The organism is Exiguobacterium sp. s35, assembly GCF_018617535.1.
Taxonomy (GTDB): Bacteria; Bacillota; Bacilli; order Exiguobacteriales; family Exiguobacteriaceae; genus Exiguobacterium; species Exiguobacterium aestuarii.
Genome location: NZ_JACSKI010000001.1, coordinates 1,138,323 through 1,150,892, shown reverse-complemented (window position 1 = coordinate 1,150,892; position 12,570 = coordinate 1,138,323). Strand labels below are relative to the sequence as shown.

At 47.0% G+C, this 12,570-nt stretch carries 9 protein-coding genes; all 9 read left to right on the top strand.

Translation table 11 applies throughout. The features are described 5' to 3' along the window. The first annotated feature begins 134 nt into the window (after nt 1–134). Nucleotides 135–1,103, top strand: coding sequence for a 6-phosphofructokinase (pfkA, locus tag KNO75_RS05970; protein ID WP_214693237.1), 969 nt, complete (start codon nt 135–137; stop codon nt 1,101–1,103). A 93-nt stretch (nt 1,104–1,196) separates the two neighbouring features. Next, complete coding sequence (gene pyk / locus KNO75_RS05965) at nt 1,197–2,939, top strand: pyruvate kinase (protein WP_074033426.1); 1,743 nt, start codon at nt 1,197–1,199, stop codon at nt 2,937–2,939. Nucleotides 2,940–3,006: 67 nt separating this feature from the next. Beyond that, entirely contained in the window at nt 3,007–3,471 is a 465-nt protein-coding gene (locus KNO75_RS05960; RefSeq protein WP_074033425.1) for a DUF441 domain-containing protein, read from the top strand. 185 nt (nt 3,472–3,656) lie between these two features. Beyond that, nucleotides 3,657–4,769, top strand: a complete 1,113-nt coding sequence (gene citZ, locus KNO75_RS05955) for a citrate synthase (protein ID WP_214693233.1) — start codon at nt 3,657–3,659, stop codon at nt 4,767–4,769. Between the two features lie 99 nt (nt 4,770–4,868). After that, nucleotides 4,869–6,137 carry an NADP-dependent isocitrate dehydrogenase gene (gene icd / locus KNO75_RS05950; protein WP_083600123.1) on the top strand — a complete coding sequence of 423 codons (1,269 nt, stop codon included), beginning with the start codon at nt 4,869–4,871 and terminating at the stop codon, nt 6,135–6,137. 37 nt (nt 6,138–6,174) lie between these two features. Beyond that, a complete protein-coding gene (gene mdh, locus KNO75_RS05945; RefSeq protein WP_074033422.1) occupies nt 6,175–7,107 on the top strand; it encodes a malate dehydrogenase in 933 nt (310 codons plus the stop codon). A 182-nt stretch (nt 7,108–7,289) separates the two neighbouring features. After that, entirely contained in the window at nt 7,290–7,991 is a 702-nt protein-coding gene (locus tag KNO75_RS05940) for a response regulator transcription factor (protein WP_074033421.1), read from the top strand. Beyond that, a complete protein-coding gene (gene pnpS / locus KNO75_RS05935) occupies nt 7,988–9,715 on the top strand; it encodes a two-component system histidine kinase PnpS (RefSeq protein ID WP_214820372.1) in 1,728 nt (575 codons plus the stop codon). Before KNO75_RS05940 ends, pnpS begins: the two co-directional genes overlap by 4 nt. A gap of 241 nt (nt 9,716–9,956) precedes the next feature. Continuing rightward, nucleotides 9,957–12,551 carry a DNA polymerase I gene (gene polA, locus KNO75_RS05930; protein WP_214820370.1) on the top strand — a complete coding sequence of 865 codons (2,595 nt, stop codon included), beginning with the start codon at nt 9,957–9,959 and terminating at the stop codon, nt 12,549–12,551. Nucleotides 12,552–12,570 lie beyond the last annotated feature (19 nt).

Sequence of the window (12,570 nt, the reverse complement as noted above, 5' to 3'; positions counted from 1 at the left end):
GATTTATTCATTCATCAAGTGACTGCTTTGTAACATACCCTATGCATTTTTTTCACATACTTGTGTTGTAAAACAAAGGTCAGACATGGTATTTTATTTTCAGATTTCGTTAAAACACATAAGAGGTGAGTGACGTGAATTTAAAACGTATTGCGGTATTAACGAGCGGAGGAGACGCTCCTGGAATGAACGCTGCTGTCCGTGCCGTGACCCGAAAAGCGATTTTCGAAGGTCTTGAAGTGTACGGTGTGTATAACGGCTACCAAGGATTAATCGAAGGTGATTTAGTCGAATTAAACCTTGGATCAGTCGGCGACATCATTCAACGTGGAGGTACGTTCCTTCGCTCTGCACGCTGTCCTGAATTCAGAACAGAAGAAGGACGCGCAAAAGCAGTAGAACAGTTGAAGAAGTTCAATATCGATGCCCTCGTGGTTATCGGTGGAGACGGCTCATATCGCGGAGCTCAAAAATTGACGGAACTCGGATTCCCAACAATCGGCCTTCCTGGTACGATCGATAATGATATTCCGGGAACGGATGCGACAATCGGTTTCGATACAGCGCTCAACACAGCGCTTGACGCAATCGACAAAATTCGTGACACAGCTTCATCTCATGAACGTACGTATGTGATTGAAGTAATGGGTCGCGATGCTGGTGATATCGCGCTTTATTCTGGTCTCGCTGGTGGCGCGGAGTCGATTCTTGTCCCAGAACGTCCAGAAGAGTTGAACGCAATCGTGGAACGAATCAACCACGGGATTGCGCGCGGTAAGAAGCACTCAATCGTCATCGTTGCTGAAGGTGCCGGAAGTGCTGAAGAAATCGGCAAATTGATTGCTGAGAAGACAAACTCAGAAACACGTGTTACGATTCTCGGACACATTCAACGTGGTGGTTCCCCAACTGCTGCAGACCGTGTACTTGCCAGCCGTATGGGTGCTTACGCTGTTGAGATTCTTCTTGAAGGGAAAGCGGGCCGCGTCGTCGGTATCCGTAATAACCAGATGATGGATCTTGATATCGATGAGGCACTTGACCACAACAAGCACACGATTGATATGCAATTGATTGACCTTGTCAACCAATTGTCGATCTAAACGATTTAAGAAGTTGCGGAGACGGGATCAGGTCTATGGCCCCCCGTTTTCTGTATGTAAGTTGCACTATATCCCCTAGGAGGTTTTTATATTATGCGTAGAACGAAAATTGTATGTACGATTGGACCGGCTTCTGAGAAGCGTCTTCCTGAAATGATTGAAGCTGGAATGAACGTTGCCCGTCTCAACTTCTCACACGGTGACTATGAGGAGCACGGTGCACGTATCCGTGACATCCGTGAAGCGGCGAAAGCAGCTGGGAAAGTGGTCACAGTCCTTCTTGACACGAAAGGTCCAGAAATCCGTACACATACGTTTGAAGATGGAAAAGCTCTTCTTGAAAAAGGGAAAGAAGTCACAATCGTTTCAAGTGAAGAAATCGTCGGAACGAAAGATCGTTTCTCTGTAACGTATGAAGGTCTTTACGATGATGTAGAAGTCGGTTCACACATCATGCTCGACGACGGTCTCATCGGACTCCGTGTCGTTGAAAAACTTCCGAACCGCGACCTCCGTTGTGTAATCGAAAACGAAGGAATCATCAAGACGAAGAAAGGTGTTAACTTGCCAAACGTCAAGGTAAACCTTCCTGCCCTCACAGACAAAGATATCTCGGACATCGAGTTCGGTATCTCACAAGACATCGACGTCATCGCAGCATCGTTCGTACGTCGTGCGTCTGACGTGGTAGAAATTCGTCAACTTCTTGAAAAACACAACGCGTCACACATCAAGATTTACCCGAAAATCGAGAACCAAGAAGGTGTGGATAACATCGAAGAAATCTTGGCAATCTCTGACGGCTTGATGGTTGCTCGTGGTGACCTCGGTATCGAGATCCCGACAGAAGAAGTAACACCTGTTCAAAAAGAACTGATCAAGAAGTGTAACGACCTCGGTAAGCCGGTCATCACTGCAACGCAAATGCTCGACTCGATGCAACGTAACCCACGTCCGACACGTGCGGAAGCATCTGACGTAGCAAACGCGATCTTGGACGGAACAGATGCAGTCATGCTTTCTGGTGAAACAGCTGCAGGGGACTACCCAATCGAGTCAGTTCAAATGCAAGCTGCAATCGCAGAGCGCACTGAGCGCATGCTCGACTACAAAAACTTGTTGAAAGATCGTCAGAAGCGCAGTGAGCATACGGTAACGGATGCGATTTCACAAGCGGTTGCTCACACAGCAATCAACTTGAACGCGAAAGCGATCTTGACGCCAACACAATCAGGATACACGGCTGCTCGTACGGCGAAATACCGTCCAGAAGCGAACATCATCGCAGTCACTGAATCAGAGCGCGTTGCTCGTCAGTTAAACCTCGTTTGGGGCGTATACCCGATTGTTGCTGAGACAATGCCAAACAACACGGATGAAATGTTGGTTCAAGCATCAGAAGCAGCACGTCACGCTGGATTCGTTACTGACGGTGACCTCGTTGTCATCTCAGCTGGTATTCCTGCAGCGACAGCTGGTACGACGAACATGATGAAAGTCCACATCGTCGGTCATGCTCTCGCAGACGGACGTGGAATCGGTGAGCGCGGTGTCGTTGGAGAAGTCGTTGTCGCGAAGAATGCGGAAGAAGCAAACGCGAAAGCGAAAGACGGCATGATTCTCGTGGCGCCATTCACAGATAAAGAAATGATGCCTGCCATCGAAAAAGCGGCTGGAATCATCACGGAAGACGGCGGATTGACGAGCCACGCTGGCATCGTTGGACCATCACTCCGTAAGCCAGTCATCGTAGGTGTAGACACAGCTACAACTTCACTTCGTGACGGTCAGATGATTTCAATCGACCCACTCACAGGTAAAATCTACAACGCATAATTGAACGACAATCGAACCGGCCTTCTACAAAGGTCGGTTCTTTTTCCGTTCGAAGAAAGGAATACGTATGAGTGCATATCTATTTTTAATTCTATTGGTGCTAATTGGTGTCATTGCACAAAACCAGTCAATCATTATCGCAAGCAGTGCGTTACTCATCATTAAAGCATTAGGGTTTGGTGATCAATTATTTCCGACACTTGCATCGAAAGGAATCAATTGGGGTGTGACGATTATTACGATCGCCGTACTCGTCCCGATTGCGACCGGTGATATCGGTTTTAAAGAATTGTGGAATAGTATTCGTGGCCCAGTTGGAATCGTTGCATTTGGTTCAGGAATCTTTGTAGCCTTAGCTGCGGCGCAAGGCGTTCAATTGATGCGCGTCGACCCGGTCGTCACGACGGCGCTTCTCGCAGGCACGATTCTAGCGGTTGGATTCATGAAAGGTGTACCTGTTGGACCGTTGATTGGGGCTGGAATTGCAGCCTTGATTTTAGGTGGATATCAAGTCATTGAAAAATGGTTTTGATATTTTCTGACAACTGAAGCCGCTTACATTTCTTTTTTGCAATAAATTGTTTATACTATATAAAGGACAGGGTAAACGGAGACTGGGTGAATGCAGGGGAGAAGCCCGTCCCGTATCCTTATTCCCTATACACAGACTGTTTTTACGGTCGACTACTTTCAAACAAGACTGAGGGGGAGTTATGAATGTCAACGACAAAAGGGTTAGAAGGTATTGTGGCAGCAGCCTCAAAAGTCAGCTCAATTATTGACGGACAATTGACTTATGGAGGATACACCATTGATGATTTAGCGGACAACGCCACATTTGAAGAAGTTGTATTCTTATTGTGGAATGATCGCTTACCAAATGCAGAGGAATTGACAGCGCTCTCAGAGGCACTCGTGAAAGAAGCGACGTTGCCAGAAGAAGTGATTGATACGTTAGCCCGTGCACCGAAATCAGCCAATGCAATGGCGACGATTCGTACGGCGCTCTCACAACTCGCTCTATATGATGAAGAATCTGAAGACATGAGTGACGAGGCAAACATGCGTAAAGCGATTCGTCTTCAAGCACAAGTTGCTACAATCGTGACGGCATTCGCACGTCTACGTAAAGGCGAGCAACCTGTCGCTCCGAAAGAAGGTCTCTCATATGCAGCGAACTTCTTATACATGTTGAATGGAGAAGAACCAAGTGAAGTCGCAGAAAAGACAATCGACAAAGCACTCATCCTTCATGCAGACCATGAACTGAACGCTTCGACGTTCACAGCTCGTGTCTGTGTGGCGACGCTTTCTGATATGTATTCTGGTGTGACGGCGGCGATGGGAGCACTCAAAGGGCCGCTTCACGGTGGTGCAAACGAAGCGGTTATGAAAATGCTTCATGAAATTGACTCGGTCGACCGTGTTGAAGAATATGTACGTGGTAAATTCGAGCGCAAAGAAAAAATTATGGGCTTCGGTCACCGTGTCTACAAGGACGGCGACCCGCGTGCGAAGCACTTGAAAGAAATGAGCCGCCAGTTGACTGCTCAAATCGGCGAGCCGAAGTGGTATGAGATGTCTGAAAAAATCGATCATCTCGTTGAAACAGAAAAAGGATTGAAACCAAACGTCGACTTCTACTCGGCATCAACGTATTATGCGCTCGGTCTTGAAGAAGACTTATTCACGCCAATCTTCGCCGTATCACGGATGTCAGGTTGGATTGCGCACATTCTCGAGCAATATGCGGATAACCGCTTGATTCGTCCACGTGCGGAATATGTCGGTGAAACAAGCCGTAAATATGTTCCTGTGAACGAACGTTAATTCGAGACACATTTTAGACAAAAGTTTGGTAAACTAACAAGTGACGTAGGTCGGCGTACGCGTCGACCTACAGTAATGTACTTAGGGGGATTCATTATGTTGACACAAGGACAAAAAATTACAGTTGAAAACGGTGTATTGAACGTACCAAACGTTCCGACAGTACCATTCATTATCGGTGACGGAACAGGTCCTGATATTTGGAACGCGGCTGTTCGTGTATTCGATGCTGCAGTTGAAAAAGCATACGGCGGCGACAAGAAAATCGAATGGATGGAAGTATACGCTGGGGAGAAAGCTTATAACGAAAAAGGTGAGTGGCTCCCGACAGAAACACTCGATCAAATTCGCGAGTACTTGATTGCAATCAAAGGACCACTTACGACACCGGTCGGTGGTGGAATTCGTTCATTGAACGTTGCGCTTCGTCAAGAGCTCGACTTATACACATGCCTTCGTCCAGTTCGTTACTTCACAGGTGTTCCTTCACCAGTAAAACGTCCTGAAGATACAGACATGGTCATCTTCCGTGAAAATACAGAAGATATCTACGCAGGGATCGAGTACGCGTCAGGAAGCGACGAAGTGAAAAAACTCATCAAATTCTTGCAAGATGAAATGAACGTGAACAAGATCCGTTTCCCAGAGACATCAGGAATCGGCATCAAGCCTGTTTCTTCTGAAGGGACAGAACGTCTCGTCCGTGCTGCAATCGAATATGCGATTGCGAACGACCGCAAATCGGTCACGCTCGTACACAAAGGGAACATCATGAAGTTCACAGAAGGCGCATTCAAAAACTGGGGTTATGCACTCGCTGAAGCTGAATACGGTGACAAAGTGTTTACATGGGCACAGTATGACCGCATCAAAGAAGAGTCTGGCGAAGCAGCTGCGAACGAAGCTCAGTCGAAAGCAGAAGCTGAAGGGAAAATCATCGTAAAAGATTCGATCGCTGATATCTTCCTCCAGCAAATCTTGACACGCCCACGTGAGTTCGATGTCGTCGCGACGATGAACTTGAACGGAGACTACATCTCAGACGCACTTGCGGCGCAAGTAGGTGGAATTGGGATTGCACCTGGTGCGAACATCAACTACATCACAGGACATGCAATCTTCGAAGCGACACACGGCACAGCTCCGAAATACGCAGGTCTTGATAAAGTAAACCCATCTTCAGTCATCCTTTCAGGTGAGATGATGCTCCGCCACATGAACTGGAACGAAGCGGCTGACCTCATCATCAACTCAATGGAGAAAACAATCGCTTCGAAAGTTGTCACATATGACTTCGCACGTCTCATGGACGGCGCGACAGAAGTGAAGTGTTCTGAATTTGCGGATGAATTGATCAAAAACATGTAATTCAAACGAATAAGTCGCCAATTGAGGGGGAGAGCTCATGATTCGTCGTAACAAAATTTCTGTAATTGGAAGTGGCTTCACCGGTGCAACCACTGCACTATACCTGGCTCAACGTGAGCTAGGGGATGTCGTTCTACTCGATATGGAAGAAAAAGTTGGACCGACGAAAGGGAAAGCGCTCGACATGCAAGAAACGGCTCCGATTCAAGGGTTTGACGCTTGGGTCACAGGAACATCGGATTACGCCGATACGGCTGATTCGGACATTGTGGTCATCACGGCGGGAATCGCGCGTAAGCCAGGGATGAGTCGAGACGATCTCGTTGCAACGAATGCAAACGTGATGCGTTCTGTCGTCAAAGAGATTGCTCGCTATTCTCCGGAAGCGATTTTGATTGTCTTGACTAATCCGGTGGATGCAATGACCTATGCGGCGTTCAAAGAATCGGGTTTCCCGAAAGAACGCGTCATCGGACAATCTGGTGTGCTGGATACGGCTCGTTTCCGGACGTTTGTCGCTCAAGAATTAAACGTTTCCGTCAAAGATGTATCCGGGTTTGTTCTCGGAGGACATGGTGACGATATGGTGCCTCTCGTGCGTTACTCGTACGCCGGGGGAATCCCGCTTGAAAAACTCATACCACATGAGCGGATTGAGCAAATCGTCGAACGGACACGTAAAGGTGGCGGTGAAATTGTTCAACTGCTAGGTGACGGCTCGGCGTATTATGCGCCAGCTGCCGCAATCGTAGAGATGGTCGAGGCGATTTTAAAAGATCAGCGTCGAATCTTACCTGCTATTGCTTATCTAGAAGGCGAGTACGGATTTAGCGATTTGTATCTTGGCGTCCCGACTATTCTTGGGAAACATGGCATCGAGCAAGTACTTGAGCTCGACTTGACGGATGAGGAGAAAGCAGCACTTTCACGTTCTGCCGACTCGGTCCGCTCCGTATTAGGCGTCTTATAAGAAGAAAGTGCTTCCTACAATTTTGTGGGAAGCACTTTTTTGCGGTTTCCATCATGTGGGGCATGCTACACTGAAAGTGGATTTGTTTTGTTTTTGTAAAGATTTGCTTTGAGGTTGGTCGTTGCAAGCTTTGATTTGTAAAATAGAGAGTGACATTTGATGGATTAAGAGGAGGAAGTAGTGTGGCTGATAAAGTAATTGTTGTCGACGATGAAGTATCGATTGCGACGTTATTAAAATTTAATTTAGAACAGGCTGGTTTCGAGGTGGAGACCGCCCATGATGGAAAGACAGGATTGGAACTGGCTGAAAAGAAAGATGCCGTCTTAATCGTGCTTGATTTAATGCTACCGGAAATGGACGGACTTGAAGTATGTAAGCGACTCCGTCAACAAAAAGTCAATACGCCGATTTTGATGCTCACGGCGAAAGACGATGAGTTTGATAAAGTTCTCGGTCTCGAGCTCGGTGCAGATGACTATTTGACGAAACCGTTCAGTCCCCGGGAAGTCGTGGCTCGTGTCAAAGCGATTTTAAGACGCTCGGCGCCGCAAGAAACAGCAGTCGAAGAGGATGTCATTCAAATCGGTGACGTAAAAATTGTCGCTTCGAACTACGAAGTGTTCAAACAAGGCGAACGTCTTGAGTTGACTCCGAAAGAATTTGAACTGTTAGCTTATTTAGCCAAAAACAAAGGACGTGTGCTGACGCGAGACCAATTGTTATCGGCTATTTGGAATTACGATTTCGTCGGTGACACGCGAATCGTCGATGTCCATATCAGTCATCTCCGTGAAAAAATCGAACCGGTCACGAAGAAACCGACATATATTAAAACGATTCGTGGCCTCGGTTATAAAATGGAGGAGCCGACTTCGGAATGAAGACGTATCGCTCTAGATTCATGACGACGCTCATTCTTCTCGTCACGGGCGTACTTTTGACGCTTGGCATCGTGCTCGGCCAACTGTTTAAAGATTTCTATTTGGATTCTGAACGTGACCGCTTGAAAGAGGATGCTCAGCTCGCCGCTTTGTACCTTGAAGGAGGAGAGCTAGACGAAATTCGAGAATATGTCGGTCAAATCGATGACGGGAGTAGCTTTGACATTTTGCTACTTAATAGCAGGAATGAAGTCATCGCCGGGACGCCGTTTCGTGTCGGGTCAATCGATTATAAGATTGAACCAAGTCTTGTGCCCGAAGACGGAACGTTTGGTGAAGCGGACGAAGATGAACTGATTCAGTTCACAAAACCGATTGAACTTGCGACAGGGGAGACGGTCTATTTAACGTTCATCCGTTACGTTTCAGATCTTGAAGGCGTGTATGATCGAATTTGGTTAACGATTGCGCTCGCGCTGTTCTTTTCATTTTTCATCATCTTATTCGTCCTTCAGCATCTGACGAACCAATTTATACGACCAATCGATGAAGCGACCATCGTCTTACGGGAACTCGCCGATGGTAATTATCGGGCCCGCGTTTATGAACTGCGAAATGACGAGGAGACCGGAAGTCTCGCTGGATCAATCAACGTCCTCGCCCGAAATTTGGAGTCAATTTCACTCGGAGAATCGGTTCAGCGTGCGAGACTCGAATCACTCATCGAATATATGGGGGCAGGGCTCCTTCTCGTGGACGAGCGAGGGATTGTCACATTAGTCAACCGTTCGTATCGCGAGATGTTCCAGTACGATGATTTATCGATTGGACAATTTTATCACGGGATGTTACCGAGTCCTGATGTCGAGACTCTGATCGAAGACGTCTATTTGACGGAAGAAGTCCATCGTCGTCAGCTGTCGATTCGAACCGGCTTCAATCAGAAAACGTATATGGTTTCTGCTGCACCGATTTTTAGTGATACGGGAATGCTTCGTGGGACGACATTATTATTCAACGACATCACGGAGCTGAAGCGACTCGAGAAGATGCGGAAAGACTTTGTCGCGAACGTCAGTCATGAACTCAAGACCCCGCTCACCTCGATTCGTGGATTTAGTGAGACATTACTCGACGGGGCGAAAGAAGTGCCTGAACTCCGCGACCAGTTCTTAGACATCATTCAAAAAGAGGCGACGCGGATGCAGATGCTTGTTGAAGATTTGCTTGAGCTGTCGAGATTAGAACGTGATGATTTCCAGATGGAACTGGTATCCGTCGACTTGAACCAGCTCGTCGATGAGGTATGTCTCTTGCTCAGTCAGAAAGCGGACAAAAAGTCGATTCATCTAGAGGCGAAGCATCATGGGACGGCCGTCTTACAGGCCGATTTGAATCGGATGAAGCAAGTCATCATGAACCTCGTCGCAAACGCCATCAACTATTCTCCGGAAGGAAGTCGTGTCGAAATTTCTGTCGAGGCGAATGAGGATGCCTACAAGTTACGCGTCAAGGACAATGGAATCGGGATTGCTGAAAAAGAAGTCAGTCGAATCTTTGAGCGCTTCTATCGTGTCGACAAAGCAAGAAGCCGAAATTCAGGTGGCACGGGTCTAGGTCTTGCTATCGTGAAACACATCATCGATCTCCATCATGCGACAATCGATGTCGATAGCGTCGAAGGTAAAGGGACTACGTTCACCATCACGTTCCCAACAGTTTGAAATCCTTTACCTCACGTGTGATTAATCATTTTACAAAACCTTGCCATTCCATTCATATTTGCTTTACAAAACCTTGCTATTCTTATGAATGAGACCTCTTCATCATCTCGTGACTCGATCGGTGCTCATCTCCACACGGTCGAGAATTTGGCCCTTTTCTATTCGTAGAAAAGGGTCTTTTTTTTCGAACGCTTGTACCCGTATGGTATGATGAATGAAGAGAAGAATGGAGGTCGATTGAATGAATAAACTACTAGTCCTAGATGGGAACTCCTTAACATATCGTGCGTTTTTCGCACTGCCTCCGATGTCGGACGCGTCAGGTCGAAATACGAACGCGGTGTACGGCTTTACGATGATGTTGTTGAAATTGATGGAAGATGAGCAACCGACGCACTTTGCCGTTGCGTTCGATGCGTCGAAGAAGACGTTCCGTCACGATACGTTTGCTGACTATAAAGGGGGGCGTCAGAAGACTCCTGGGGAATTACGCGAACAGTTCCCGCTCGTACGAGACGTCTGTCGTGCGTTTGGTATTGCTGTCTTAGAACTTGATCAATATGAGGCGGATGATATCATCGGCACGCTCTCAAAGGATACATCATACGATCAAGTGACGATTGTGACGGGAGATAAAGATTTACTGCAACTGATCGATGATCGCGTGACCGTCTACTTGACGAAACGAGGCATCACAGATGTCGAGACAATGAACCAAACGGCGTTCCAGGAACGTTATGAGGGACTACAACCGATTCAGATGATTGACTTAAAAGGGTTGATGGGGGATAAATCGGATAACATTCCAGGTATTCCGGGTGTCGGGGAAAAGACGGCGCTCAAGTTGATTTCAACATACGGAACCGTCGAGTCCCTTTATGAACATACGGATGAACTAAAGGGGAAACAGAAAGAAAAAGTGGAAGCGAACGAGCGAGAGGCGAAGATGTCAAAACAGTTGGCGACGATTTATACGGACGTGCCACTTGATGTGACCGTTGATGATCTCGTTTTTAAACCTTATGACGCTTCTGTCGTAAAACCTTTGTTCATGGAACTTCAATTCAAGTCGTTGATCGGTAAATTAGCGGACAGCTCTACAGAAGAAACGGTCGAAAAAGAAGTACGGCCAACAATCGACCTTTCTGAACAAGATTTGTCTCGAGCTGTCCTATTCCTTGAGCAACTACACGATGACTATTTCGAAGAAGACATCGTTGGGGTTGCAATCGCATCAGACCGTGGCGTGACCGTCGGTGACGTGACACTGTTACAAGATGCACGAGTCAAGGAATGGATTGAAGACGAATCGAAGACGACGATTTGTCTCGATGCTAAACAAACAATCATTCAGTTGAAACGTCATCAGTTATTCCTTCGTGGTTACGAAGACTTACTCGTTTCCGGATATTTGTTGAATTTATCTGGTGGAACGTCACTCAGCTCGATTGCTTCTCATTTCACATACCCTCTTGAAGAAGATGAAGCAGTTTATGGGAAAGGCGCAAAAATAAAAGTCCCTGATGAGGAAGTATTTCATTCCCATCTTGCGGAGAAAGCACATGCGATTTTGACGTTGTTCGAACGTGTCGCTTCAGAGTTGAAAGACAACGAACAGACGGAATTATATGAGGCGCTTGAAAAACCGCTCGTCTCGGTGTTAGCCGAGATGGAATGGGCAGGCATTCATGTAAACGTGGAAACACTTCAACACATGGAGACAGATCTTCGTGAGCGCCTGTCTGCGCTTGAAGTAACGATTCATGAATTGGCCGGCGAACCGTTCAACATCAACTCGCCGAAACAGCTAGGGGTCGTCCTATTTGAGAAACTAGCGCTTCCCCCTGTGAAAAAGACAAAGACGGGTTACTCGACTGCGGCGGATGTCCTTGAGAAGTTGGCGCCGCTTCATCCGATCATCGAGAAAATCATGCATTATCGTGAACTCGGGAAACTACAGTCGACCTATGTAGAAGGATTGCAGAAAGTTGTGAAGGAAGATGGCAAGATTCACACCCGTTACACGCAGACGTTAACGCAAACGGGACGACTCTCGTCAGTCAACCCGAACTTACAAAACATTCCGATCCGATTAGAGGAAGGACGTCGAATTCGTAAGGCGTTCACCGCAAGTGAGCCGGGCTGGGTACTCTATGCGGTCGATTACTCACAGATCGAACTTCGAATCATGGCGCATATGTCACAAGATGAGAAAATGATGGCGGCCTTTTTGCATGATGAGGATATCCACACGTCGACGGCGGCGAACGTGTTCAAAGTCGCAAATGAGGAAGTCACTTCACTCATGCGTCGTCAGGCGAAAGCCGTCAACTTCGGAATCATATATGGAATCAGTGATTATGGGCTCTCGCAAAACCTAGGTATCACACGAAAAGAAGCACAAACGTTTATCGATACGTACTTTGAACAATTCCCGGGAGTGAAGACGTTCATGGATGCTGCGATTGAACGGGCTCGTGAGCATGGGTTCGTCGAGACGATGTTAAAACGACGTCGTAATATCCCAGACATTCATTCTCGTAATTTTAATTTGCGTGGATTCGCTGAACGTACGGCAATCAATACGCCGATTCAAGGAACGGCAGCAGACATCATCAAAAAAGCGATGATTGACGTCGATCACGCTCTTCAATCATCGCAACTTCAATCTAAGTTGTTGTTACAAGTACACGATGAATTGATTTTTGAAGGTCCGGCTGAAGAAATGGAAGCGCTAGAAAAATTGGTGACGGAAGCGATGGAACATACAGTGACACTCGATGTACCGTTACGTGCGGATGGAGCCGTTGGAACGACGTGGTTCGATACGAAATAAGAAGATAGAAAGGAAATCA

What these genes read in the sequence shown, in the direction of transcription:
- mdh (WP_074033422.1), top strand. Translation starts at nt 6,175, where the DNA reads ATGATTCGTCGTAACAAAATTTCTGTAATTGGAAGTGGCTTCACCGGT.
- polA (WP_214820370.1), top strand. Translation starts at nt 9,957, where the DNA reads ATGAATAAACTACTAGTCCTAGATGGGAACTCCTTAACATATCGTGCG.
- KNO75_RS05960 (WP_074033425.1), top strand. Translation starts at nt 3,007, where the DNA reads ATGAGTGCATATCTATTTTTAATTCTATTGGTGCTAATTGGTGTCATT.
- pyk (WP_074033426.1), top strand. Translation starts at nt 1,197, where the DNA reads ATGCGTAGAACGAAAATTGTATGTACGATTGGACCGGCTTCTGAGAAG.
- pnpS (WP_214820372.1), top strand. Translation starts at nt 7,988, where the DNA reads ATGAAGACGTATCGCTCTAGATTCATGACGACGCTCATTCTTCTCGTC.
- citZ (WP_214693233.1), top strand. Translation starts at nt 3,657, where the DNA reads ATGTCAACGACAAAAGGGTTAGAAGGTATTGTGGCAGCAGCCTCAAAA.